Raw genomic sequence first — 23,704 nt, 5'->3', positions numbered from 1 at the left:
AGATGCGTAAGGGGGATGCTCGATGACTTTGCTTGCCGGGTTGAAGGTGGTGGAACTGGCGCGGATCCTTGCGGGGCCGTGGATCGGCCAGGCGCTGGCCGATCTAGGGGCGGAAGTGACCAAGGTGGAGGCGCCGGAGGGCGATGACACGCGCCGTTGGGGGCCGCCTTTCATCGAGCGGGACAGCGAGCGTTCGGCGGCCTATTTCCACGCGGCCAACCGAGGCAAGCGCTCGGTGGTGGCGGATTTCCGGACCGAGGCGGGGCGTGCCAAGGTGATGGATCTGGTGGCGGGGGCCGACATCCTGATCGAGAATTTCAAGCTTGGCGGGCTTGCGAAATACGGGCTCGACTACGACAGCCTGCGTGAGGTGAACCCGCGTCTTGTCTATTGCTCGATCACCGGATTCGGGCAGACGGGGCCCTATGCCAAGCGGGCGGGGTACGATTTCCTGATCCAGGGCATGAGCGGGCTGATGTCGGTGACCGGCGAGGCCGGCGGGCAGCCGCAGAAGGTCGGGGTTGCGGTCACGGACATCGTGACGGGGCTCTATGGAGCGGTGGGAATCCTGGCGGCCGTCGAGCAGCGGCACCGGACCGGGCGTGGGCAACATATCGACCTGTCCCTGCTCGACTGTGCGACGGCGATGATGGCGAACCAGGCGATGAATTTCCTCGCGACCGGCGAGGCACCGGGACGGCGCGGCAATGCCCATCCCAATATCGTACCCTATCAGGTCTTCCCGGTCTCGGATGGGCATGTGATCGTGGCGGTCGGCAATGACGGGCAATTCCGGCGCTTCTGCGAGGTGCTGGGGCAAGCGTCGCTGGCAGATCATCCGAGCTATGCCAGCAATGCGGCGCGGGTGGCGAACCGCACGGCACTGACCGGCTTTCTTGAGCCGCTGACGGGAGATCTCCCCTCGGCAGAGCTTCTGGGTCTGCTGGAAGCGGCGGGTGTGCCTGCGGGACCAATCAATGACATGGAGGCCGTGTTCGAGGACCCGCAGGTGGTGTCGCGCGGCCTCAGGATCGACCCGGAGGGCGTGCCGGGGGTGCGCGGGCCGTGGCGGTTTTCCGAGGCGGAGCTGTGCCTTGACAGCGCCGCGCCGCGGCTCGGTCAGGATGACAGGTGAACGCACGGTCTTCGCGACGCGTGTCTGCGGTTCAAACGAGACGTTTCGGCCCTTGCGAGGCCAAGACGCTTCAGAGGCGCGGCTTTGCCTGCATCAGGGGCAGGAAGTCCGCCATCTCCGGGCCGCGTTGCCGACCTGTCAGGGCCTTGCGGAGCGGCATGAACAGCCCTTTGCCCTTCCGCCCCGTCTCTGCCTTGACGGCGGCTGTCCAGCTTGACCACGTCGTCTGGTCAAATGGCAGTTCCGGCAGCATCGCGAGCGCCTGTTCGATGAACTCTGCATCTTCCGGGTCGATCAGAGGTTCGGCGCCGTTGTGCAACACGTCCCACCAGCCGGCCATGTCGGCGCGCGTGGTGATATTCGCCCGGACGACGTTCCAGAACGGCTCCGCAAGCTCGGAAGGAACGCCAAGCTCAGAGACCTCCCCGGCCACCGCGTCGAGCGGCAACTCGTGCAGGTACCGCGCAGTCAGCGGGTAGAGATCCTCCGCATCGAATTTCGTCGGCGCGGCGCCGAAGCGGGAAATGTCGAACCCTTCGATCAGCTCCGCATGCGAGCTGCGCAGCTCCACCGGATCGGAAGACCCCAGCCGCGCCATGAGCGACAGCAGTGCCAGCGGTTCCACGCCTTTCTCGCGCAGGTCGCGCAGCGCCAGCGTGCCAAGTCGTTTCGAGAGCGCCTCGCCCTGCGGACCGGTCAGCAGCGAGTGATGCGCGAAACGCGGCACGACGCCGCCAAGCGCCTCGATGATCTGGATCTGGGTCGCGGTGTTGGTAACGTGGTCCGAGCCGCGCACCACGTCGGTGATGCCCATCTCGGTGTCGTCCACAACGGAGGCGATCGTGTAGAGTACCTGACCGTCGCCGCGGATCAGCACCGGATCGGAGACGGAGGCCGCGTCGATGGAGATATCGCCGAGGATGCCGTCCACCCATTCGATCCGCTCATGTTCCAGCAGGAAGCGCCAGTGGCCCGGACGCTCTGCTCGCAGCGCGGCCTTCTCCTCGGCGGAAAGCGCCAGGCCGGCGCGGTCATAGACCGGCGGCTTGCCCATGTTGAGCTGCTTCTTGCGCTTGAGGTCGAGCTCGGTCGGGGTCTCGAAACACTCGTAGAAACGTCCCTTTTCGCGCAGCGTGTCCGCGGCGGCGGCATAGCGGTCCAGTCGCGAGGATTGCGTTTCGACCCGATCCCAGTCCAGCCCGAGCCATTCGAGATCTTCCTTGATCGCGTCGGCATATTCCGGTTTCGAGCGTTCCGGATCGGTGTCGTCCAGCCGCAGGATGAACTGTCCGCCGGCCTTGCGCGCGATCAGCCAGTTGAAGAGCGCAGTGCGCAGATTGCCCACATGCAGGTAACCGGTGGGCGAGGGGGCGAAGCGGGTAACGGTCATGTGTCGGATCTCCTGTTATGGGCGCTCTTCCACAGGGCGGCGTTCTTGTCCATACCAGACCCATGAATTCAACCTCGGAAAGCCCCTCTGGCGCCCAGACCGCTCCTGGCCTCGACGACATCCTCGTCCTTGCCGAAGCCGCCCGCACCGCCTTGCCGCCGCCCTTCGACGGGCCGGCCAATGCCGTTCTGCTGCGGGTCGAGGAGTTCGCGTCCGATGAGATCCTCGTCGAAATGGGACTGCAGGATGCGTTCGAGTTGACGGGCCTTTATGATGGAACCCCGCTCACCGAGCGCTCCGTCACCGATCCGCCGCAACAACCCGATACCGTCTGGCTCTTCCGACGGGCGATTCTCGATGAATGGGTCGCGCGTGGCGATGTCACCCTCGCCGATCTCGTCACCAATGTCGTGGTGCATGAATTCGCCCATCATTTCGGCTGGTCCGATTCCGATATCGCCAGAATTGATCGTTGGTGGGAATGATCGCGTTAAAAAAACGATAAAAAGTCTGGCTCAAGAAAAATTTACATTTTTTCCGTTGAAACGTGCCTGCGACAACCTATCCTCAGGAGCACTGGACACCTATGGGGATCAAAATGTCGATCAAGCTTTCTCGCCGTCAGGCCATTCTGAGCACCGCCAGCGCGCCGCTCCTGCTTTCCGCCACTTCCGCCCTTGCTTCCGATGAAGCGCCCAAGCCGCTGCCCCTTGGCAAGGCGCGTGGCTTCCGTATCGGGGAGCTTGAAGGCGCCACCCTGCTGGCCGGCACCACGCCGCGTCCCGATCCGCACACGATTTTCGGGTTGAACGTTCCGGCGGAAGAATTCGCCGAAGTGTCGGCTGCGAACTTCATTCCCACCGATTCCGCTCAGTTCTATTTCACGCCGACGGTCGTGAAGAGCGGCGACGAGGTCATCCTCTTCGATGCCGGTCTCAATGCGGCCGGGACCACGGCGGCGCTGGCCGAGGCCGGGATTTCGCCTGAGGACATCACCAAAGTCGTGATTACCCACATGCATGGCGACCATATCGGCGGCCTGATGAACGATGGGACGCCGACTTACGCCAATGCCATGTACGTAACCGGCCAGATCGAGTTCGATCACTGGGCCGCTGCCGGCAACGAGCGTTTCGACGGCATGGTGAAGCCGCTGGCCGAGAAGATGAGCTTCCTTGGCGATGGCGACGCGGTTGCGCCGGGCATCACCGCAATGGCCGCCTTCGGCCACACGCCGGGCCACATGACCTACATGCTGGACAGCGGCGGCAAGCAACTCCTGCTCGCGGCGGACCTGGCCAACCACTATGTCTGGTCGCTTGGCTACCCGGATTGGGAAGTGAAGTTCGACATGGACAAGACCGCCGCTGCGGGTACGCGCCGCAAGGTTCTTGGCATGCTCGCGGCTGACAGGGTGCCGATGGTCGGCTACCACATGCCCTTCCCGGGCAACGGCTATGTCGAGACTCGCGGCGACGGCTTCCGCTTCGTGCCCGTGAGCTACCAGCTCCTGTAATCCGTCCGGGCGGTCGTCTCGCTCGAGGCGAGTCGCTGCGACGCCGCAATTTTGACCTCTGTCCGGGGAATGCCGGGCGGAGGTCTTTTTGGGCTTCAGTGTCAATGCCTCACAATTGGGCAATCCATGCGTGAACTGCAGTTCCGGAATGCCGGGATTGCGGCCTGCGATGATTTCCCGCGCCTTCTTTGGTTGCAAAAGCGCTGTGAATGCGCAGTGTGCGCGCAAACATCGCCGAAACGAGGTCCATCCCCGTGCACGAAATCCTGACCATCACGCTCAACCCCGCCCTCGACATGAATACCGAGGCCGAGAAGGTTATCCCCGACGTAAAGCTGCGCTGTACCGAGCCGGCGGTGGATCCGGGTGGCGGCGGCATCAATGTGGCGCGCGCCATCAACCACATGGGCGGCAACGCCTCCGCCGTTGTTGCCATTGGTGGCCATAACGGCAACCGTCTGCTCGAACTGCTCATGGATGAGGGCATCGCGACGATGCCGATCCCGGCGCCGGGCGAGACCCGTGCCAGCGTCGTGGTGAACTGCAAGGACACCGGCGAGCAATACCGTTTCATGCTGCCTGGGCCGCCCTGGCAGGACGAACATGTGAAGAAGGCGATCCACACGACCGCCGCCCATGCGCCGAATGGCGGGCTGGTGATCCTGTCCGGCAGCCAGCCGCCGGGTGTTCCGCTCGATTTCGAGGAGCATCTCTCGGCCGCGATCAGGGAAGCCGGGGCACGTCTCATCGTCGACACGTCCGGCCCGGCGCTGCGCAAGATCGTCGAGGACCCCCAATCCCCGCCCTTCCTTCTGCGCGCCGATGACGAGGAAGCCGAAGGGCTGGCCGGTCGCAAGCTGGAGACCCCGGCAGACACCGCGGCCTATGCGCGCGAGCTGATCGCGAAGGGTGTTGCGGAGAATATCATCTTCGCCCGTGGTTCTGAAGGCTCCGTGCTGACGACGCCCGAAGGTTCCTGGCTGGCCACCGCCGCCAAGGTTGAGGTGGTCTCCAAGGTCGGTGCCGGCGACAGCTATGTCGGTGGCTTCACCCTCTGTCTCGCCCGTGGTAACTCAATCCAGGAAGCTGCCCGCTGGGGCGCGGCGGCTGCGTCGGCTGCGGTCACGACCGAAGCCACCCGTCTCTGCGTTGGTGAGGAGGTCGAACGCCTCCTGCCGCAGTGCAAGCTGATCGAGCTCTGAGGGAGGCCCTTATGGGCGTCACGATTTACCACAACGCGGCCTGCAGCAAGTCACGCGACGTGCTGCGGGTGATCAAGGCCGCTGGCTACGAGCCTGAGATTGTCCACTACATGAAGGTCGGCTGGGATCGCGAGGGGCTTGAAGCTCTGCTGGCGGAGGGCGACCTGTCCCCGCGCGACGTTCTGCGTCCCGAACGGGGCCCGGCGCGCGAGTTGGGCCTGCTCGAGGAGGGCGTGACCGACGGGCAGATCCTCGATGCGATGATCTTGCATCCTGTTCTGGTCGAGCGCCCGATCGTGCGGACGGAGAAGGGCGTTGCGCTGTGCCGTCCGGTGGGCAAGGTGCTTGACCTGCTGGAGAACTGGCCGGAAGGGCCATTTTCGCGCAGCAACGGCGTGCTGTTGATCGACGCGCAGGGATTGCCGGTTCCTGGCGTTTAGGGGACGCAGAGCGCTCGGACCTTCGGTCGCGCGTTGCTGCCCCGCCTTTGCCCGTCGCGCCGCCTCAGACCACCATCACTTGCAGATCGGCAAGTCCGTCGACGGCTGTTTCGGCAGCGAACGCCGCCACTTGTTTATGACCGGTTGAAGGGTCTTCTTGGGCCAGAATTTCGGCGCGCCAATGGCCTTCAGGCAGGTCGCGTTCCAGTAGAGCCCGGCCTGCGATAGGGACTTGCCTGACGTCACCGCCTTTGCGACCGCGTTGATATCGTCAGAGGCTGGATAAAGATACAGCGTCGTCGGGTTTCCTTCCACGAGGTCGAGGATTTCCCGGGAGGCGGATTGAGACCAGGTCGTGCAGCCATTGCTGCGGCCGCTGGTATAATCCACCAGCTTTCCATAGGGCACGTAGCCGTCCTTGTCGGCATGGGGACTGTCCGGGTTCGGGAAACGGCATTGCCATTTCAGGAACACCGCCGGGTGGCCGCCGATGGCCCGTTCCCGCGCGTTTCGGGTGTCGCCCTCGCCGTCATAGAGCAGAAAGGTGCGATGAAACGGCCGCCGCTTGCCTGACTGGCTGTAATAGCCCTTGAAGGAGGTCCGGGTTTCGGCCGTCACATAGGCGCCGCCCGCGGTCAGTTTCGATCCCTCCGCATTGGAGAAGTTCCGCGCGCATTGCCGTCCATTCGAGAAATCCGCGCGCTGCAGTTTTCGTCCGTTGCCATATCCGGACGAAACGGCGCGAAACGATTTCTGTGCTTCGCATATAATATAGAAGCGGCGCGCGGGCTTGCCGCTGCCGGTGGTGCTCGGGCGCGTCGCATCCATGGCAAGGTAGCAGGGGTTCGCAACCTGGCCCTTGCGGCGTTTCTGCTGGTAGAGCGCCCGCGCCCTGTGCAGGACCACCGGGGCGATCTGCCCGTCGTTCAGGCCGACATGCTTTTGCAGCCATGCCGGAACATCCGAGCTTTGCGCGCTCGCCTGCGCCGGGAAAGCGGCCAGAAAGCCAAGGATAATGGGAAGGGCAAGGGTGAGACGGGGTCGTTTCAACAGCAAAGGCTCATACTCCTGCGAGGCCATCCTCCGCGCAGCTATACCATGAATCGCGTGATCGGAGGGAGTTCCGTGATGATCTCGTTGATGGGTTCCATCGACAGGGGCGTCTGTAGCAACCGATCTGAGAATCGCCAATTTCTCCGACCAAGACGATGCTTGCGGAGGAAACGGAAAGAACGGAGGCAAGATTTTCGGCGAGCCGCGGCAGCCGCCCTGTCTCCTTACTGACCCAGCGATCTGCCGATCTTAGCTCGTGGGGCCGAAAGCCGCCGGGATCGGATAGGCATGGTGCAGGTCTGCCGGCGCACCTATGATTGGCGGGGGGCTGCGAGCAAAGGGAGCGGGCCATGCGGGACGGCGATCTGGACGAACGGGCGTTGACGCTTGAATTCTGGCGCGACCTGCTGCTGGTCCTGACATTGCTTGTCGTGGGGCTGGTCTATGGGGCGGGTTTCCTCTTGCCGCTCGCCTTTTCAGCCCTGATCTTCATCCTGCTGACGGCGGTGATCGATCGCGTCGCGGCTGTGAAGCTCGGCGGATGGACGGTGCCGCGCTGGCTCGCCCACATCGTGGGGATCGCTCTTGTCCTGCTTGGTGTTGTCGTCATCGGGTTGATCTTGTCGAGCCAGGCCGAGCAGGTCCGCGCCGCGATCCCACGCTACTCGGAACGATTCGAAGGGGTTATGACCTGGATCGTTTCCTTCATCGGCGAGGAGAACGCGGCGAACGCATTGGAGGCGTTGAGCGGCGTCGGTCTTTCCAGCTGGGCGCTCGGCGCGCTCGGCTCGGCGGGCGGGTTGCTCAGCGGTCTGTTCCTGGTGATGCTCTATGTTCCCTTCCTGATGGTCGAGCGCAAACCGCTCTCGCGCAAATTCGCCATGGCCGCACCGGACCCTGAAACCGGCGCCGAGATCCGCCGGCTCGTGCATTCGATCTCGCTCGGGCTGCAGCGCTATATCGGCATCAAGACCTTCGTCTCGGTGCTGACCGGCCTCTTCTCCTACGCGGTGATGAAACCGATGGGGCTCGATTTCGCCGAGACCTGGGCCGTGCTCGCCTTCGCACTCAACTTCATCCCCTCGATCGGATCGGTTCTCGGCGTGGTCTGTCCGGCCCTCGTGGCGCTGGTGCAGTTCGACACCATCAGCCCGTTTCTCGTCATTGTAATGGGCTGTGGCACGGTGCAATTCTTCATCGGCAATATCCTCGAGCCGGCCCTGACAGGCCGCTCGCTCAACATTTCGTCCTTCCTGGTCATCCTCGCGCTGACCTTTTGGACTGCGATCTGGGGTGTGGCCGGGGCACTGCTGTCGGTGCCGATCACGGTCTGCGCGCTGATCGTCTTCAGCCATATGCCGCGGCTGCGCTGGCTGGCGATCCTGATGTCGGGGGACGGAAAACTGGACGCACACGAAACAGGAGGACGGTGACAATGCCGACCAAGGCAGAATTGGAGGCTGAACTGACCTCCTTGCGCGAAGAGCTTTCGGCCGCCCGGGAGCGGCTGACGCAAACGGAGGAGGAGAGCGGCGACGCGCCGGGGGCGGCAGAGCGTCCGCTCGACTGGGCCGTGTCGCAGCTGGAGGGCAGCGAGGTTGACCGGCTCCTGAAAGAGTTTCTGGCCGAACTGGAAGATGTGCAGGCGAACAAGCCGCTCCTGAGCCTGTTTGGCGCCTTCCTGCTGGGCTACCTTCTTGGGAGGGGTGGGCGCGTATGAGCCGTCTCAGCCGGAATATCCAGATCATCCTGCGCTCCGAGCGTCTCATTCGCGGTCGGCAGGCCAGGGTCGCGCTCCGGCAAACGGGTTTTCTTGCGGTCGCCGCAGTGCTCGGAGCCATCGCGCTGGTCTTTCTCAATATCGCGGCCTACCAGGCGCTTGCGACGCTGATGCGACCATCCCTCGCCGCTCTGAGCCTTGCGGGGATCAATGTCGCCCTGGCGGGGATCCTGATCGCGGTGGCCTCACGCCTGAGTGCCGAGCGCGAGATCGAGGCCGTCAGTGAAGTGCGCGACATGGCCGTGGAGGATCTCGAACAGGAGATCCTGTCCGTGACCGGCGAGGCGCGAGAGTTGGCGCAAAATGTCCGCCGCATGGCCGAGAACCCGATCAGCACCGCCGGTCTGAGCGTCATGGCACCGCTCTTGAGCGCAATTCTGAAGAGTCTTCATCATTCGCCTGCCCAAAAGGGCAGGGATGAGGCAGCTGAGGAATAGCGCTCTGGTCCCTTGTTCGGGGTCTGATTCCGATGATTTCCGCTCAATTCTGAGGCATATGGTGCGTTTTCGCGCAAAGATTGTATGCATTCGCCTGCTTTGTGCCCAAAGCCTTGCAATCTTGCTGCCCATGATTTGCGCAAACTGCATCCCTCCCCTTTGATGCCCGGCGCAGGGGGCAACGTTCCCCAGCGTTACAAGGGCACGGGGTCCTCCCCCCGGGTCCGCTGCAATGAAAACCGGTGGTACGGCCTGACGGGCCATCGCCGCGCCGTCCCGGCGTGCGCGGACAGTTTCGTCATGCCTTTCACGGCCGCCGAGAACAGGGATTGAAACATGAACCTCCGTATGACCTCCGCGCTGGTTGGCGCTCTGGCCTTCGCGACCTCCGCCATGGCTGCCGATGACACGATCAAGGTGGGTGTGCTGCACTCGCTCTCCGGCACGATGGCCATCTCCGAGACGACGCTGAAGGACACGATGATGCTTCTCATCGAGGAGCAGAACGCCAAGGGCGGCATCCTCGGCAAGCAGCTCGAAGCCGTCGTCGTCGACCCCGCCTCCGACTGGCCGCTCTTCGCCGAGAAGGCGCGCGAGCTGCTGACCGTCGAAGAAGTGGACGTGATGTTCGGTTGCTGGACCTCGGTGTCGCGCAAGTCGGTGCTGCCGGTGATCGAAGAGCTGAACGGCCTCCTGTTCTATCCGGTTCAGTATGAGGGCGAGGAAAGCTCCAAGAACGTCTTCTACACCGGCGCCGCGCCGAACCAGCAGGCCATCCCGGCCACCGATTACTATCTCGAAGAACTGGGCGTCGAGAAATTCGCGCTGCTGGGCACCGACTATGTCTACCCGCGCACCACGAACAACATCCTTGAGAGCTACCTCAAGGAGAAGGGCATCCCGGAAGAGGATATCTTCGTCAACTACACCCCCTTCGGCCATTCCGACTGGTCCAAGATCGTGGCGGACGTTGTTGCCCTCGGCGCGGACGGCAAGAAGGTCGGCGTGATCTCGACCATCAATGGCGACGCCAATATCGGCTTCTACAAGGAGCTGGCCGCGGCTGGCATCTCCGCCGATGACATCCCCGTCGTTGCCTTCTCCGTGGGTGAGGAAGAGCTTTCCGGTCTCGACACCACCAACCTCGTCGGCCACCTCGCTGCCTGGAACTACTTCCAGTCCGCCGAAGCCGAATCCAACGACGCCTTCATCGAGGCCTGGAAGGCCAAGATGGGTGAAGATCGCGTAACCAACGACCCGATGGAAGCCACCTATATCGGCTTCAACATGTGGGCCAATGCGGTCGAGGCTGCCGGAACCACCGATGTCGACGCCGTCCGCACCGCCATGTGGGGTCAGGAATACCCGAACCTGACCGGCGGCACCGCCGTCATGGGCACCAACCATCACCTGTCCAAGCCGGTCCTGATCGGTGAGATCACCGAAGACGGCCAGTTCGACATCATCTCCGAGACCGAGGAAGTGCCGGGCGACGCCTGGACCGACTTCCTGCCGGAATCGGCGGTGCTGAAGTCCGACTGGCAGGAGCTCGACTGCGGTATGTACAACACCGACACCTCGTCCTGCGTCCAGATCAAGTCCAACTACTGATCTGACCTGACTTTCCGGGAGGGCGCGCCTTTGCGCCCTCCCACTCTTTCCTCGTGGCGCAGGCAAAAATGACAAGAATCCTATCGGCAGCCATTGCCGTCCTGATGCTTTGCGTCGGTGCGGCCTTGGCACAGCAAGAGGCGGACAGCCCCATCCAGGCGCTGCTGCAAGACCACCGCGCGCTTCTCGAGAAAAGCTCTCGCAAGACCATCCAGCCGGCGATTGATGCGCTGCGCGACAGTGGGTTGCCGGAAGCACAGGACGTGCTGGAGAAATGGCAGGCCAAGGAGCTCTGGCAACGCAAGGAGGACAAGCTCTTCTTCTTCGGCGAGAAGATCGACTCCAAGACCTACGCCCTTGCCGACATCGCCACCGGCGAAGCGCTGGGAGAATTCCTCAAGAAGGAGCTGAAACAGCTCAAGCCGAATTCCGGTGTGCGCTCGATGATCGGCGCGGCGCTGGTGCAGTTCCAGCTCATGGCCGACGACCCCGCCAAGCGCATCGAGGCGCTGGATGCGATCCAGCGCGACCCCGCGCCCGAGCATCTGACCGCCCTGCAAGGCGCGATCGAGAACGAGCCCGACCCGGAGATCCGCGCCCGCAAGGAGCGTCTCATCCGCCTGCTGACTATTCCCTACAGCGCCGATGAACCCGCCCGTATCGCCGCCATCGAGAGCTTCAAGGGCGATCTCGGCGTCGATGCCCGCGGGGCGCTCAACCCGCTGCTGGCCACAACCCGCAAGGCCGCCGAGAGCCTGCCCGAGGGCGTCAATATCGCGCGCGCGCTCAAGCCCGGAAGCGATGAATTGTCCGAGGCCGAGGCCTATGACCTCCTCGTTTCCAGCGATCTCGCCCCCGCCCGTATCTCCGCGGAAGACAAGCGCGCAGCCCTCCAGGCGAATATCGTCGAGGGCCGCGTCGGCGGTGTTTCCCTGGCCCAGCTCGACACTGAAGAGACCCGCGAGGAGGCCTATCGCGCGCTTGCCGCCGCCGGCACCGTTCCGGCGACCGCCACGGTCGACGAGATCGCCACCGCACTCGAAACCCACGTTTTCTTTGATCAATATGCCGAGGCCTCGCCAGCCCTCACCGGTGCTGCCACGACCACGCTCGCCTCGATCAATACCAGCGTCGGCGTGAACCAGGTCTTCGACTTGACGCTGGATGCGCTCTCGCTGGCCTCGATCTACTTCCTCGCCGCCATCGGACTGGCCATCACCTTCGGTGTCATGGGGGTCATCAACATGGCCCATGGCGAGTTCATCATGATGGGTGCGTATACAGGCTATGTCGTGCAACAGGTGATACCGGATTACACCATCTCGATCCTCGTTGCGCTGCCGCTCGCCTTTGCGGTCACCTTCGCGGCCGGGGTCGCAATGGAGCGTCTCGTTATCCGCTGGCTTTATAACCGCCCGCTGGAGACGCTGTTGGCGACTTTCGGCATCTCCATCGCGCTGCAACAGCTGGCCAAGAACATCTTCGGAACGCAGGCGCGCCCGCTGACCTCTCCGGCCTGGCTCGACGGTGCGCTGGTGCTCAATGATGTGGTCTCGATTTCCTATATCCGCATCGCGATCTTCGTCCTTGCGCTGATCTTCCTCGGGGTCTTCCTCTTCATCATGAAGCGGACCCGGCTCGGATTGGAGGTCCGCGCCGTGACCCAGAACCCGCGCATGGCGGGCTCGATGGGGATCAATCCGGACCGTATCAACATGCTGACCTTCGGTCTCGGCTCCGGCATTGCCGGCATCGCCGGGGTGGCTATCGGTCTCTATGCGAAGGTGACCTCCGAGCTTGGCTCCGACTATATCGTGCAGAGTTTCATGACGGTGGTTGTTGGCGGGGTTGGCAATATCTGGGGCACCCTGCTTGGGGCGACCATGATCGGCTTCCTGCAGAAGGGCATCGAGTGGCTGAACCCGTCCAACACGCTGGCCGCCCAGACCTACATGATCATCTTCATCATCATCTTCATCCAGTTCCGCCCAAGAGGCATCATCGCCCTCAAGGGCCGCGCGGCGGGAGATTGATCATGATTGCACGCCGTACGATCTGTCACAGCCCGGTCGCAAGGCCGGGCAGCGCCCGACCCTCCGCAATTTGCTTCAACCCGGGAGCCCGCCCATGAACCGCTCCTTCTTCGCCCGAAATCCCTCGGTGCTGATCTTCATCGCCATCCTCGCCCTCTTCACCCTCGCTGTGACCATCACCAGCGAGGCCGCAGGATCCGGCGCGCTCTCCACCTCCTTCATCAAGACGCTCGGCAAGACGCTCTGCCTCTGCCTCGTCGCCATCGCAATGGACCTGATCTGGGGCTATGCCGGCATCCTGAGCCTCGGCCACATGGCCTTCTTCGGGCTTGGCGGCTACATGATCGGCATGTGGCTGATGTACGCCCGCACCGAGATGATCGTGACGGCGTCCATGGCCAATGCGGAGATCCCGCCCACCGATCAGGAGATCATCGACGCCATCGGCACCCAGATTTTCGGCGTTGTCGGCTCCTCTGACTTCCCCGTCGTCTGGGCCTTCGCGGACAGCCTGTCACTCCAGCTCCTGATGGTCGTGCTTGTCCCCGGTTTGCTGGCGCTCGTCTTCGGCTGGCTCGCCTTCCGCTCCCGCGTCACCGGCGTCTATCTTTCGATCCTGACCCAGGCCATGACACTGGCGCTCGCGCTCTACCTCTTCCAGAACGATTCCGGCCTGCGCGGCAATAACGGCCTCTCCGGCCTACAGAACCTGCCCGGTGCCGATTCCATCCCTCAGGCGGATATCTCACTGTGGTTCTTCTGGGCCAGCGCGCTCGCCCTCGGGTTTGGCTATCTGCTGGCTGCCTGGATCACGTCCGGCAAGTTCGGCTCCGTCATCCGCGGCATCCGCGACGACGAAGCGCGTGTCCGGTTCCTCGGCTACTCTGTCGAAGGCTACAAGCTCTTCGTCTTCACCCTGACAGCCGTCATCGCCGCCATCGCGGGCGCGCTCTACTACCCGCAAGCCGGCATCATCAACCCGGCCGAGATTGCCCCCATCGCCTCGATTTACCTTGCGGTCTGGGTCGCCATCGGCGGGCGCGGGCGGCTCTACGGCGCGGTGATCGGCGCGGCCTTCGTCTCGCTGCTCTCGACCTGGTTCACCGGTGGACAGGTCCCCTCCATCCCGCTCGGTTTCTACACCATTGACTGGGTTGACTGGTGGCAGGTGCTTCTGGGCATCTCCTTCGTCCTCGTCACGCTCTTCGCTCCCAAGGGGATTGGCGGCCTCGTCGATCTCTTCACCGGCCGGACCCCGCCCGCCCGTCATGGCGCCGATCTGGGTCCCGATTCCGGCAGCTTGCAGGAACAGGAGGCCGAACAATGAGCACGCTTCTCGAGGTTTCCGGCGTCTCCGTCTCGTTCGACGGCTTCAAGGCGATCAACAATCTCAGCTTCTCCATCGGCAACGCGGAGCTGCGCGCGATCATCGGCCCGAACGGTGCGGGCAAGACCACCTTCATGGACATCGTCACCGGCAAGACCCGGCCCGACGAGGGCACCGTTCGTTGGGGCGAGCTGAGCCACTCGCTGCTGAAGATGAACGAAAGCCAGATCGCGCGGGCCGGCGTCGGTCGCAAGTTCCAGCGCCCGACAGTTTTCGAGGACCAGTCGGTCTACGACAACCTTGCCATGGCGCTGAAAAAGGACCGGGCGCCCTGGTCGGTGCTCTTCTTCCGGCCCGCCCCTGAAGACAAAACGCGGATCGAGGAGCTTGCCGCCGAGATCGGCCTCTCCGAGCAGCTCCACCGCAAGTCCGGCGAGCTGTCTCACGGCCAGAAACAGTGGCTGGAGATCGGCATGTTGCTGGCGCAGGAACCGCGGCTGTTGCTGGTCGACGAACCCGCCGCCGGCATGACGCTGGCGGAGCGCGAACACACGACGGACCTTCTGAAAGAAGCGGCAAAGACCCGCGCCGTGGTCGTCGTCGAGCATGACATGGAATTCGTCCGCCGGCTGGAATGCAAGGTGACCGTGCTGCATGAGGGCTCGGTCCTCGCCGAGGGCAGCCTCGACCACGTAACCAAGAATCAGGACGTCATCGACGTTTATCTGGGGCGCTAGACAATGCTGAAAACCCAAGGCCTTACACTTCATTACGGCGGCAGCCAGATCCTCCACGGCATCGATATCGAGGCTGCGGCCGGCGAAGTCACCTGCGTGATGGGCACCAATGGCGTCGGCAAGACCTCGCTGCTCAAGGCTATCTCCGGGACCCATCCGCGTTCCGGCGGCGTGATCTCGCTCGACGGTGAGGATCTCGGCCGTCTGCCGGCGCATGCATTGGCCCGCAAGGGCATCGGCTATGTGCCGCAGGGTCGGGACATCTTCCCGCTCCTGACCGTGCGCGAGAACCTGGAGACAGCCTATGCCTGCCTGCCCACATCCGAGCACCACATCCCCGATGAAGTCTTCGAGCTCTTCCCGATCCTGAAAGACTTCCTCGGCCGGCGTGGCGGAGACCTCTCGGGCGGCCAGCAGCAGCAGCTCGCCATCGGTCGGGCGATGATGACGAAACCGAAGCTCCTCCTGCTCGACGAGCCGACCGAAGGCATTCAGCCCAATATCATCCAGCAGATTGGCCGCGTGATCGAATACCTGCGTGACCGTGGCGATATGGCGATCGTGCTGGTCGAACAGTATTTCGAATTCGCCTATGGGCTGGCCGACCGTTTTACCGTGCTCAAGCGCGGCGAGGTCTCGATGTCGGGTTCGAAGGCCGAGCTTTCCAAGGAAGATCTGAAAGGCGCCGTCTCTGTCTAGGCCGGAGCGTCTCCTGAGGTCTCGTCGGGGTTGGGCCGTTTCCACTGGACATGCGGCGCGGGGGCAACTTGCCTCGCACAGGTGATTGTGCCACATCATCGGCGACGCTTCCGGACCGACAGGTTGAACACATGAGCAGCTTCGCTTCCCGCCGCACCACGATGGTCGACGCCCAGATCCGCCCGGCGGATGTGACCAAGTATCCCGTCCTCGATGCCCTTCAGGATGTACCGCGCGAGCTCTACGTGCCGGACAGCCAGAGGGATGCCGCCTATGCCGGCACCAATCTGCCGCTGGTGCCCGGTCGCGTTGTCCTCGAGCCTCGCACGCTTGCAAAGATGCTGGACACTCTCGACATCCAGCCCGATGAAATGGTGCTCGATATTGGCTCAGGACTTGGCTATTCCGCCGCCGTCATTGCGCGGCTCGCCGAAGCTGTCATCGCTTTGGAAGAAGATGAAGGCCTTGCCAGCGAAGCCGAGGCGACGCTTTCGTCCGAGGCGGTCGACAATGTCGCCGTGGTCACCGGACCTCTGGCCGACGGTGCCGCCAAGCACAGCCCTTACGACGTGATCGTTCTCCAGGGCGGCGTCGTCGAACTACCTTCTGCCATCGAGGACCAGCTCAAGGAAGGCGGTCGCATTGCCTGCCTCTTCATGGACGGCGCGCTTGGTGCGGTTCAGATCGGCTACAAGCTCGACGGTCGTGTGAACTGGCGGTTCGAATTCAACGCAGGTGCACCAGTTTTGCCCGGCTTTGAGGGTCCGGCCTCTTTCGTGCTGTAAACAAGGAAACGAAGTTGCTATAGTTCAGGCAAAAATCAGCAAAACCCACGAGAAGGAGCAGTTCGCGTGAGGATTTTCGGAAAGACCATGCGGCGTGCAGCCGTTAGCCTGGCATTCACGGCACTCGTTATCATGCCCGTTCGAGTCTCTGCGGAGACACTGACGGACGCTTTGATCGACGCGTATCGCAATTCCAACCTACTGACACAGAACAGGGCGCTCTTGCGGGCGGCGGATGACGATGTCGCCATCGCGCAATCGTCTCTGCTTCCGACTCTTGATTTCGTGATGGGTCTGGATGCGGTGCACCCGCAACGGGAGATCTATTCGAGCTTCTACAACGCTGGCCTTTCTCGCGACAATCTTGTCGCGACCTACCAGCTTCAGGCGAGCATCGCGATCTATGCCGGCGGCGCCAACCGAATGACGATCGAAAGCCGCAAGGAAACCGTTCTGGCGACCCGGGAAGCGCTGCGCTCGCTGGAGCAGAGGGTCCTTCTAAACGCCGTCGTCGGGTATATGGGGGTTCTGCGGGCGGAGGCCTTTGTCACCTTGCGCGAGAACAACGTGCGCGTTCTCACCCAGGAGAAACAGGCGACGGAAGACCGTTTCGAGGTTGGTGAGGTGACGCGAACGGACGTCGCGCTCGCCGAGAGTCGGCTTGCGGCGGCAATCAGCCAGCTGGAAGCAGCGCGCGGCGATCTCGCTGTCTCGCGCGAAACGTTCCGGACCGCAGTCGGGCGCTACCCGAACAACCTTACATTTCCGGGTGCGCTGCCCAAGACGTCGTCGAGCGTTGACGAGGCGATCCGGGTCGGTGTGCGGACCCATCCCGACATCCGCCAGGCGCAACGTGAAGTGACGGTTGCGGAGCTTGGTATGCGAATTGCCTCGGCGAGCTATCGGCCTTCCATCAGCGGTAGTATCATCTCGCAAACGGATTCGGAGTATCAGGACGAGGAACACTTCCTCTCGCTGGATCTCAGGCAGCCGATCTATCGCGGCGGCGCTCTTGCCGCGTTTGAGCGTCAGGCTATCGCACAGCGCGATTCCAACCGGGCGAACCTGCTGCAGGTCACGCTCGGGATCGAGGAGCAAGTCGCTTCGGCCTGGGCGAATTTCGACGCCGCGACGGCGCAGATTCGGGCGTCCGAATTGCAGATTCGCGCCGCTGAGATCGCCTTCGAAGGGACACGCGAGGAAGCGACCCTCGGTGCGCGGACGACGCTGGACGTCCTTGATGCGGAACAGGAACTGCTCGACGCGCGCGCGGCCCGGATCGATGCGATTGCAACGCAGTATGTAGCAGTTTATTCACTTCTTTCTGCGATGGGTCTGATGACCGTAGATCATCTAAGCCTCGGAATTCAGACCTATGACCCGGCCGGTTATTACAATGCTGTCAAGTCCGCTCCTGCGCGCCTGTCGCCGCGTGGTCAGAAGCTTGACCGCGTGCTTCGCAAGCTTGGCAAGCAGTAAGCCAGGCGTTCTTCGCACGGTTTTTGCTTCCGATCTGGAGGGGATGACGCTCCGGATTGGTATGCGCAGGGTGCAGGTTCGTGTATCTGAGAGAGAATCTGGAAGACAGGAGCTGACATGTCGGACCCGGTAAGCAACGCAGAAATCGAAGACGTGCTTTCCTCGATTCGCAGGCTTGTTGCGGGGGACCGTGACGAGACACCCGAGGAGGCGGAAGCTCCGGAAAACACGGCGCAGGACGTCCCGCCGGAGGAGTCGGACGCCCTTGTTCTGACTCCCTCTTTGCGGGTCGAGGAGGTGCCGGAGCCCTCGGAAGGCGCGTCGGACCAAGAAGCGCGCGCGTGGGACGAGGATGCGAAGGTGGAACTTGGTGAAGCTCTGGAGGAGGCAGATCCGGAGTCGCTGGAACGTTCCCCGGAAGAGGCTGAATTGGACAGCGTTTCAGAGCCGGTCTTTGTTCGTCAGGATGTGACGGACCTCGAGCCGGACCTTACGGAGTTGGACGATGATCCGACCGAGTATGTTGAGGCGGCACAGTCGGATGATCTCGAGACTGAAATGGAATTGCCCAGTTTTGTGCGCCCGAAACTCAACGTTTCCGATGACTCCAGTGCAGAGGATGTTGTGTTCTCCGAGGACGAATTGAGCGGCGATGGGTCTGCGGAGGTCGATGAGCCTGTCGCGGAGGCAGAGATTGCAGAGCTGGAGACCCCCGATGAGTCCGAGGGGTGGCAGGCCGAAGCGGACGCCGTTCCCCCGCGCAATGCGCCGCGCGCCGGCTTCATGTTCGGGTCGATCCGGGATGAAGACCTGGTCGAGGAGGGCGACGCCCTTGGGCAGGAGAAACAACTCGACGTTCCTCTTATAGAGGAAGGCCTTGCTCCACCGGCTCTGGAGGCTGAAGAGGAGGTCTCTCCAGTCGACTACGAGCCCGAGCCATCAGATGAAGACGCTTTCGACGAGGCTCTCCATGCGGCGGAGATCGAAGAGTTGTTGGAAGAAGACGTCCAGCCTGATCTTGCCGAGGCACTTCCGGAAGCGGACGAGATCCTGGCCGAGGCCGTCCAGAGTTTTTCGGCCGAAGGGGACGACGAGACGACCGCCGATTTGTCGGAAGATCCGGAAAATCTCTTTGCGGAGAATGGCGCAATACCAGTTGAGGCGGATTTGCGTGATCTCATCGCCGAGTTGCTACATCAGGAGTTGCAGGGGGCACTTGGCGAACGGATCACACGGAACGTTCGCAAGCTGGTTCGTCGCGAAATTCACCGGGCACTCGCCGCGCGCGACTTCGACTGAGCTCTCGCGAACCTGACGAACTGGATCCTGCTTGTCCGCTGGCGGCTTGTCTGCTGAGCGAAGGCAGAACGGAATTTTTTCCAGGAGTTACTTTGTGTGGGGCGACCCACAGATCGTCCGATCCTCAGGCGCCACGGCGTGGTAGAGGATAGCGGCTGGGCGCAAGAAATCTCGCAGCGCGGTTTGACCCGTCCGTGACGGCATGTCCTGTTTACAAGAACTCCAAGCCCACCGAAGCCATCCGGTCGTGTCAGATTGTCTTGTTCAGGTAAGGGTCTAGCCGTGCAGTGGTGACCGACACTTCTTCGGGGCGGTGAGGCTCTCGAGCTTTCGTAGGTAGGAGGCAAGCAAGCCCCTATGGCTGGCTCCTGCAGGGCCGAAAAAGAAACGCGCCTCTCGGCGCGTTCTTTTAATTTCCGAAGGTTCCCTCGGATTATGCGGCTTCGGCCTGTTCAGCAGCCTGCCGCCGTTCGCTTTCCTCGCGCGACAGCGCGACGGAGGTGCGGACACCGTTGGACACGAACTCCATAAGCCCGGACACGACACGTTCGTTCGGGTCGATACCGGCGCAGCTGAGAACTTCGCGGCCATCCCGCGAGCGTGCCCAACGGGCGATCTGCTCCGGACCGTTGCCATATTTCTTGTCGTCGGCAATAGCATCATCCAGCGCGGCCAACACGACAGCAGCAAAGAGCTTGCGCGCTCGTTGACCCTGTTCGTAGTTGAATGCCGTACCGTCAACGAAATCGGTCATCTCGTCGTCCTTTTTATTCTTGCTCTTGTCTTTTCGGCGTGAGGCCGAATATGACGTTTTTACAGCGATTCGGTATTTCCCTTTTGGAATGCCTCCTATGCGTTTTGTGCATAGCTAAGGTTTCTCCAACGCCATATATGCTCGGCTTGTCAGCCGCCGGCCTCCAAGATATAGACGCGTCCAACATTCGTTCAAGCGCGGTGAAGGTCAAATATGCCGAAAATCAACGGAAACGAAATTCGCCCCGGAAACGTTCTGGAGCACAATGGCGGGCTCTGGGTTGCCGTGAAGGCGGACCATGTGAAGCCCGGAAAAGGCGGCGCCTTCGCACAAGTCGAGATGCGCAACCTGCGCAACGGCTCGAAGCTGAATGAACGTTTTCGCAGTGCCGACAAGGTAGAGCGCGTCCGGCTTGAGCAGAAAGACCAGCAATTCCTGTATGAGAATGACGGAATGCTTGTGTTCATGGACAACGACACGTTCGAACAGATCGAGCTGCCGGTCGAGATTCTTGGTGATCGCCGCCCTTTCCTGCAGGACGGCATGACGATCCAGATCGAGTATTACGAGCATGAGGCGCTGAGCGCGACGCTCCCGCAGAAGGTGGTTTGCAATGTCGTCGAGACCGAGCCGGTGGTGAAGGGTCAGACAGCCGCGAACTCGTTCAAACCGGCGCTGCTGGACAACGGTGTCAAAGTGATGGTGCCGCCGTTTGTTGGTCAGGACGAGGATATTGTCGTCAACACGGAGACGATGGAGTATTCCGAGCGCGCCTGACGCCAACATTCGGTCACGGAAACATGGGGGCTGCCTGCGGGTGGCCCTTTGTGTTTTCGGTCAGTGACCGAGGCGCGACAAGCGGGCTTCGACCATGTCGCGATAGCCGGGCCCGAAAAGCGTCATGTGCACAAGTGCGGGCCAGAGTTGGTATGCGGCGCGCCGCTCCTTTGCGCCGGGCAAGAGTGGGCCGTAGCTTTCGGAAAAGGCAGCCGGCGGGTGGTTGAAGAGTGCCAACATGGCGAGATCTACCTCTGGGTCACCGAAATAGCAGGCCGGATCGATCAGGTGGACCGCTCCATCGGGGCCGAACAGAACGTTGCCGGTCCACAGGTCGCCATGAAGGAGGGCAGGGGACGGCGTTTGAGGCAGAAAGTCCCCGAGCCGGCCCGACAGGGCTTCGACCCGCCGAGCGAGGTCCATTGGCAGGTCTTTCAGAAAGGGCAAAAGGCGGCTCTCCGCCCAGAAACCCGGCCAGTCCGAGGCCGGGCCATTGGCGATCGGCACCGATCCGAAGGCGTAGTCGTGGCTCCAGCCAAAGTGCGGCGCGCTCTGGCTGTGTAGCTGTCGCAACCCTTGGCCAAGTGCGCGCCAACCCGCCGGGGATGCGCTGGTTTCGGGCAAGCCTTCCAGGAGCAGAACAGTGTCAACGACGCCGAGAACCTTCGGTGCCGGCGCCCCGGCGGCGGAGATTGCGCGCAGCATCTCCGCTTCCTGCGCGACAAGCGGCCCGGACTTGGCGACCGCTGTGCAGCCGTCAGAGAGAGACAGGCGCCAGACCTCGGACAGCGAGCCGCCATGGAGTGACTGGATGCGCTCGACGGAGAGCCCGAGCCTTTCGGATACCGCGGTTTCAATGCGGTTCAGCCGCGCCATGTCACCTGTGCTCCGGCAGCCTGCATCTCGTTGCCCGCCCGGTCGAAACGGAGATAGGCGATGGCACGGCCGCCGGATTGTGTGAAAATCTGGCCGACAGGCTTCCCATCCGCTTCGACCCCGGTCCCAACCGGGACATCACCGGTGATGTCGACCGTCGCGAAACCCTTTTTCAGCTCGGTCTTGTGCTTCATCCGGGCCGTCACCTCCTGCCCGACATAGCAACCCTTGCGGAAATCGACTCCGTTCAGCCGTTCGAACCCCGCTTCAAGGATATAACTTTCATTGGGACGCAACTCGGCTCCGCTTTCGGGAACGCAATGCGCGACGCGAAGTGCGTCCCAGTCAGTCTCGTCTTGCGGCAGTGCCGTTTCGGCATAGAGGCGCCAGCCGAGTGCGTCATGGCGCGGATCGGACAGGGCGCCTTCGGGAGCGGTGCCGGTGCCACGCGAGACCGCAAGATTGGTCGACGTGATCTGCACATCGGCCCGAAGACGATACATGGAGAGACGTTTGACCAGATCGTCCGCCAGCGTCTCGGCCACGTCAAGCAAGACGCGCTCGCCCTCCGCGACCAGAAAGAAATCGGCAAGATACTTGCCTTGCGGGCTCAGAAGGGCCGCATAGACCGCGCCGTCCTTGAGTTTATCCACATCATTCGTGACCAGCCCCTGGAGAAAGGACAGCCGGTCCGCGCCCGTGATGGCCAGCACCCTGCGTTGTGATATCGCTTGCTCCGACATTTCAGGCTCCCTCGTTGCATCGCAATCATATAGGGGAGGATGCGCCCGCCCGACAGCCCGGAGATTGCCATGCCCGCCCCGCTTTCCGTCATCATCCCCACGCTGAACGCCGCGCCGGAGGCTGCCGGGCTTCTTGCCGAGTTGATGGATGGTGTCGCAACGGGGCTGGTGCGAGAGGTGATCGTCAGCGATGGCGGTTCGTCGGACGATATCGAGGAACTGGCCGAGGCGGTCGGGGCGGAGTTCGTCTCAGGGGCGGCGGGGCGCGGCGGACAGTTGCGGCGCGGCGTGGCTGCGGCGCGGGGCGAGTGGTTTCTTGCATTGCATGCCGACAGCCGGCTGCCCAACGGTTGGGCCGAGACGGTTCAGGCGGCGATGGCGGCGCAAGGGCGCGCCTATGCGTTCCGGCTCGGCTTTCGGGCGCAGGGGCTGGCGCCGTGGCTCGTGGCTGGATGGGCAAATCTGCGCACGCGTGTCCTGCATTTGCCCTACGGGGATCAGGGGCTCCTGGTCGCGCGGCCGGACTACGCCGACGCCGGAGGCTATCGGGACATCCCGCTCATGGAGGATGTGGCGCTTGTCCGCGCGTTGAATTGCAAGGTTGTGCTGCTGCCGCTGGTGCTCACCACATCGGCAGGCCGGTACGAGGCGGAGGGATGGCTGCGGCGCGGTGCGCGGAACCTGTCGCTGCTGCTGCGCTATCTTGCCGGGGCGGACCCGGAGCAGCTTGCCCGTGCCTATTCAGGCAAGTCCTGAAGCGGCGGGAGCAGGTCCTGCCAGGGCTTGCCGGATTGCTTGGCGCGGAAGGTCTCGGTGGCAACCCGGTGATCGTATTCGGTCCGGAACCAGTCCTCCATTGCGATCGGCGCGGCGGCGTTGCGCAGCTCGTAGAGATCGATGATGTGGTCGACGATACCGGTCTCGGTCCAATCGAGATGGATATACTTGACCGCCAGATGCTTGCGCGCCTCCTCGAGCGGAACGCCCTCGATGATCGCCTTGTAGAGTACGGCGGCAAAGCCAGCGCGGTCGGCGCCGGACTTGCAGTGCATCACGAAGGGTTTGGGCATCTCGCGCATGGTGTCGATCAGGCGAACGATCTCCTGGCGCTTGGCAGCCTTGCGCGCGTAGATCTTGGCGACCCGCAGATCGAGTCCCAGCTCTTCGCAGGCCTCCTGCTCGAAGAGCCACGGAGAGTAACCGTCCTCACCGCGCAGGTTCAGCACGCCGCGGATTCCCATCTCCTTGTAACGCACAAGCCGGCGCGGGCCGGGATGATTGGAGCGGTAGACATCCTCGGCGACGCGGTCGAAATTTGTCCAGGGCAGGCGCAGGAAAGCATGGTCGAACAGGTTGAAATGCCACCAGGCCTGACGACGCAGTTCCGGCGTCGAGATATCGTCGCCAAAGGACCGACGTAGGCGGCGTTCCGTGGTTTCGAACCAGTTTGAGAGGCGTTTGAACATGCAACCTGTCGGATTTCCGGCGCCATTTGCGAAGCGCGCCGGGCGGGTCTAGCCTGAACCGGTCGAGCGGGCAAGCTGGCTGACCGGCACGTCGCGCCGCGGTCCGTAATTCTTGGGTGGTTTAACGTTTGAGCAACAGCGTCTGAGATGCGGGCAGAACGGGTG

At 62.8% G+C, this 23,704-nt stretch carries 24 protein-coding genes; 18 read left to right on the top strand and 6 right to left on the bottom strand.

What is annotated here, in order from left to right:
• Positions 1-22 precede the first annotated feature (22 nt).
• Complete coding sequence (locus R3X27_RS17785) at positions 23-1,135, top strand: CaiB/BaiF CoA-transferase family protein (protein WP_317710220.1); 1,113 nt, start codon at positions 23-25, stop codon at positions 1,133-1,135.
• A gap of 70 nt (positions 1,136-1,205) precedes the next feature.
• Here R3X27_RS17785 and gltX read toward each other — a convergent pair whose 3' ends face one another.
• Positions 1,206-2,525, bottom strand: coding sequence for a glutamate--tRNA ligase (gene gltX, locus R3X27_RS17780; RefSeq protein WP_317710219.1), 1,320 nt, complete (start codon positions 2,523-2,525; stop codon positions 1,206-1,208).
• Positions 2,526-2,587: 62 nt separating this feature from the next.
• Between gltX and R3X27_RS17775 the strand changes: the two genes are divergently transcribed.
• The 4 genes from R3X27_RS17775 to R3X27_RS17760 all read left to right on the top strand — a co-directional run bounded on the left by R3X27_RS17775 (position 2,588) and on the right by R3X27_RS17760 (position 5,683).
• Positions 2,588-3,010 carry a metallopeptidase family protein gene (locus R3X27_RS17775; RefSeq protein WP_317710218.1) on the top strand — a complete coding sequence of 141 codons (423 nt, stop codon included), beginning with the start codon at positions 2,588-2,590 and terminating at the stop codon, positions 3,008-3,010.
• A gap of 113 nt (positions 3,011-3,123) precedes the next feature.
• Complete coding sequence (locus tag R3X27_RS17770) at positions 3,124-4,041, top strand: MBL fold metallo-hydrolase (protein ID WP_317710217.1); 918 nt, start codon at positions 3,124-3,126, stop codon at positions 4,039-4,041.
• A gap of 254 nt (positions 4,042-4,295) precedes the next feature.
• Positions 4,296-5,243, top strand: coding sequence for a 1-phosphofructokinase family hexose kinase (locus tag R3X27_RS17765; RefSeq protein WP_317710216.1), 948 nt, complete (start codon positions 4,296-4,298; stop codon positions 5,241-5,243).
• Between the two features lie 11 nt (positions 5,244-5,254).
• Complete coding sequence (locus R3X27_RS17760; RefSeq protein ID WP_317710215.1) at positions 5,255-5,683, top strand: arsenate reductase family protein; 429 nt, start codon at positions 5,255-5,257, stop codon at positions 5,681-5,683.
• A 75-nt stretch (positions 5,684-5,758) separates the two neighbouring features.
• Here the strand turns inward: R3X27_RS17760 and R3X27_RS17755 are convergent, their stop codons facing one another.
• Entirely contained in the window at positions 5,759-6,733 is a 975-nt protein-coding gene (locus R3X27_RS17755) for a hypothetical protein (protein ID WP_317710214.1), read from the bottom strand.
• Positions 6,734-7,086: 353 nt separating this feature from the next.
• Here R3X27_RS17755 and R3X27_RS17750 point away from each other — a divergent pair, with 353 nt between their 5' ends.
• The 11 genes from R3X27_RS17750 (at position 7,087) to R3X27_RS17700 (ending at position 18,923) form a co-directional block, all read left to right on the top strand.
• Positions 7,087-8,169, top strand: a complete 1,083-nt coding sequence (locus R3X27_RS17750) for an AI-2E family transporter (protein WP_317710213.1) — start codon at positions 7,087-7,089, stop codon at positions 8,167-8,169.
• A 2-nt stretch (positions 8,170-8,171) separates the two neighbouring features.
• On the top strand, positions 8,172-8,456 hold the full coding sequence (locus R3X27_RS17745; protein ID WP_317710212.1) for a hypothetical protein: 285 nt from the start codon (positions 8,172-8,174) through the stop codon (positions 8,454-8,456).
• Positions 8,453-8,953 (top strand): phage holin family protein, encoded by a 501-nt coding sequence (locus tag R3X27_RS17740; protein ID WP_317710211.1) that lies wholly within the window; start codon positions 8,453-8,455, stop codon positions 8,951-8,953. Before R3X27_RS17745 ends, R3X27_RS17740 begins: the two co-directional genes overlap by 4 nt.
• A gap of 348 nt (positions 8,954-9,301) precedes the next feature.
• Positions 9,302-10,564, top strand: a complete 1,263-nt coding sequence (gene urtA, locus R3X27_RS17735) for an urea ABC transporter substrate-binding protein (RefSeq protein WP_411572512.1) — start codon at positions 9,302-9,304, stop codon at positions 10,562-10,564.
• A 68-nt stretch (positions 10,565-10,632) separates the two neighbouring features.
• Positions 10,633-12,597, top strand: coding sequence for an urea ABC transporter permease subunit UrtB (gene urtB / locus R3X27_RS17730; protein WP_411572511.1), 1,965 nt, complete (start codon positions 10,633-10,635; stop codon positions 12,595-12,597).
• 94 nt (positions 12,598-12,691) lie between these two features.
• Complete coding sequence (gene urtC, locus R3X27_RS17725; protein WP_317710209.1) at positions 12,692-13,924, top strand: urea ABC transporter permease subunit UrtC; 1,233 nt, start codon at positions 12,692-12,694, stop codon at positions 13,922-13,924.
• Positions 13,921-14,661 (top strand): urea ABC transporter ATP-binding protein UrtD, encoded by a 741-nt coding sequence (urtD, locus tag R3X27_RS17720; RefSeq protein WP_317710208.1) that lies wholly within the window; start codon positions 13,921-13,923, stop codon positions 14,659-14,661. Before urtC ends, urtD begins: the two co-directional genes overlap by 4 nt.
• Positions 14,662-14,664: 3 nt before the next feature.
• A complete protein-coding gene (gene urtE, locus R3X27_RS17715) occupies positions 14,665-15,360 on the top strand; it encodes an urea ABC transporter ATP-binding subunit UrtE (RefSeq protein ID WP_317710207.1) in 696 nt (231 codons plus the stop codon).
• Positions 15,361-15,491: 131 nt separating this feature from the next.
• The gene (locus tag R3X27_RS17710; protein ID WP_317710206.1) at positions 15,492-16,145 is read left to right on the top strand and encodes a protein-L-isoaspartate O-methyltransferase; all 654 of its coding nucleotides are present in this window, start codon (positions 15,492-15,494) and stop codon (positions 16,143-16,145) included.
• A gap of 87 nt (positions 16,146-16,232) precedes the next feature.
• A complete protein-coding gene (locus R3X27_RS17705; RefSeq protein WP_317710205.1) occupies positions 16,233-17,624 on the top strand; it encodes a TolC family outer membrane protein in 1,392 nt (463 codons plus the stop codon).
• A 117-nt stretch (positions 17,625-17,741) separates the two neighbouring features.
• The gene (locus tag R3X27_RS17700; RefSeq protein ID WP_317710204.1) at positions 17,742-18,923 is read left to right on the top strand and encodes a hypothetical protein; all 1,182 of its coding nucleotides are present in this window, start codon (positions 17,742-17,744) and stop codon (positions 18,921-18,923) included.
• A gap of 433 nt (positions 18,924-19,356) precedes the next feature.
• Here R3X27_RS17700 and R3X27_RS17695 read toward each other — a convergent pair whose 3' ends face one another.
• Positions 19,357-19,677, bottom strand: coding sequence for a DUF6280 family protein (locus R3X27_RS17695; protein ID WP_068308919.1), 321 nt, complete (start codon positions 19,675-19,677; stop codon positions 19,357-19,359).
• A gap of 213 nt (positions 19,678-19,890) precedes the next feature.
• On the opposite strand from R3X27_RS17695, the gene efp reads away from it, so the two are divergent.
• Positions 19,891-20,454, top strand: a complete 564-nt coding sequence (gene efp / locus R3X27_RS17690; RefSeq protein ID WP_317710203.1) for an elongation factor P — start codon at positions 19,891-19,893, stop codon at positions 20,452-20,454.
• A 60-nt stretch (positions 20,455-20,514) separates the two neighbouring features.
• Here the strand turns inward: efp and R3X27_RS17685 are convergent, their stop codons facing one another.
• On the bottom strand, positions 20,515-21,330 hold the full coding sequence (locus R3X27_RS17685; protein WP_317710202.1) for a fructosamine kinase family protein: 816 nt from the start codon (positions 21,328-21,330) through the stop codon (positions 20,515-20,517).
• Complete coding sequence (locus R3X27_RS17680) at positions 21,318-22,058, bottom strand: folate-binding protein (protein WP_317710252.1); 741 nt, start codon at positions 22,056-22,058, stop codon at positions 21,318-21,320. Before R3X27_RS17680 ends, R3X27_RS17685 begins: the two co-directional genes overlap by 13 nt.
• A gap of 84 nt (positions 22,059-22,142) precedes the next feature.
• Between R3X27_RS17680 and R3X27_RS17675 the strand changes: the two genes are divergently transcribed.
• Positions 22,143-22,829 (top strand): TIGR04283 family arsenosugar biosynthesis glycosyltransferase, encoded by a 687-nt coding sequence (locus R3X27_RS17675; RefSeq protein WP_317710201.1) that lies wholly within the window; start codon positions 22,143-22,145, stop codon positions 22,827-22,829.
• Here the strand turns inward: R3X27_RS17675 and R3X27_RS17670 are convergent.
• Positions 22,811-23,539 carry a tyrosine-protein phosphatase gene (locus R3X27_RS17670; protein WP_317710200.1) on the bottom strand — a complete coding sequence of 243 codons (729 nt, stop codon included), beginning with the start codon at positions 23,537-23,539 and terminating at the stop codon, positions 22,811-22,813. The genes R3X27_RS17675 and R3X27_RS17670 overlap by 19 nt on opposite strands.
• Positions 23,540-23,704 lie beyond the last annotated feature (165 nt).

This window comes from Tropicimonas sp. TH_r6 (assembly GCF_033101155.1).
In the GTDB taxonomy this organism is placed as follows: domain Bacteria; phylum Pseudomonadota; class Alphaproteobacteria; order Rhodobacterales; family Rhodobacteraceae; genus Tropicimonas.
Note: the sequence above shows the minus strand (reverse complement) of the source record. Positions and strands in the feature narration are given on the sequence as shown.

Coding starts and splice junctions, on each gene's coding strand:
- R3X27_RS17670 (WP_317710200.1), bottom strand. CDS start 23,539: ATGTTCAAACGCCTCTCAAACTGGTTCGAAACCACGGAACGCCGCCTA.
- R3X27_RS17775 (WP_317710218.1), top strand. CDS start 2,588: ATGAATTCAACCTCGGAAAGCCCCTCTGGCGCCCAGACCGCTCCTGGC.
- urtD (WP_317710208.1), top strand. CDS start 13,921: ATGAGCACGCTTCTCGAGGTTTCCGGCGTCTCCGTCTCGTTCGACGGC.
- R3X27_RS17705 (WP_317710205.1), top strand. CDS start 16,233: ATGCGGCGTGCAGCCGTTAGCCTGGCATTCACGGCACTCGTTATCATG.
- urtE (WP_317710207.1), top strand. CDS start 14,665: ATGCTGAAAACCCAAGGCCTTACACTTCATTACGGCGGCAGCCAGATC.
- urtC (WP_317710209.1), top strand. CDS start 12,692: ATGAACCGCTCCTTCTTCGCCCGAAATCCCTCGGTGCTGATCTTCATC.
- R3X27_RS17695 (WP_068308919.1), bottom strand. CDS start 19,677: ATGACCGATTTCGTTGACGGTACGGCATTCAACTACGAACAGGGTCAA.
- urtA (WP_411572512.1), top strand. CDS start 9,302: ATGACCTCCGCGCTGGTTGGCGCTCTGGCCTTCGCGACCTCCGCCATG.
- R3X27_RS17750 (WP_317710213.1), top strand. CDS start 7,087: ATGCGGGACGGCGATCTGGACGAACGGGCGTTGACGCTTGAATTCTGG.
- R3X27_RS17675 (WP_317710201.1), top strand. CDS start 22,143: ATGCCCGCCCCGCTTTCCGTCATCATCCCCACGCTGAACGCCGCGCCG.
- gltX (WP_317710219.1), bottom strand. CDS start 2,525: ATGACCGTTACCCGCTTCGCCCCCTCGCCCACCGGTTACCTGCATGTG.
- R3X27_RS17710 (WP_317710206.1), top strand. CDS start 15,492: ATGAGCAGCTTCGCTTCCCGCCGCACCACGATGGTCGACGCCCAGATC.
- R3X27_RS17700 (WP_317710204.1), top strand. CDS start 17,742: ATGTCGGACCCGGTAAGCAACGCAGAAATCGAAGACGTGCTTTCCTCG.
- R3X27_RS17685 (WP_317710202.1), bottom strand. CDS start 21,330: ATGGCGCGGCTGAACCGCATTGAAACCGCGGTATCCGAAAGGCTCGGG.
- R3X27_RS17785 (WP_317710220.1), top strand. CDS start 23: ATGACTTTGCTTGCCGGGTTGAAGGTGGTGGAACTGGCGCGGATCCTT.
- urtB (WP_411572511.1), top strand. CDS start 10,633: ATGACAAGAATCCTATCGGCAGCCATTGCCGTCCTGATGCTTTGCGTC.
- R3X27_RS17745 (WP_317710212.1), top strand. CDS start 8,172: ATGCCGACCAAGGCAGAATTGGAGGCTGAACTGACCTCCTTGCGCGAA.
- efp (WP_317710203.1), top strand. CDS start 19,891: ATGCCGAAAATCAACGGAAACGAAATTCGCCCCGGAAACGTTCTGGAG.
- R3X27_RS17760 (WP_317710215.1), top strand. CDS start 5,255: ATGGGCGTCACGATTTACCACAACGCGGCCTGCAGCAAGTCACGCGAC.
- R3X27_RS17740 (WP_317710211.1), top strand. CDS start 8,453: ATGAGCCGTCTCAGCCGGAATATCCAGATCATCCTGCGCTCCGAGCGT.
- R3X27_RS17770 (WP_317710217.1), top strand. CDS start 3,124: ATGTCGATCAAGCTTTCTCGCCGTCAGGCCATTCTGAGCACCGCCAGC.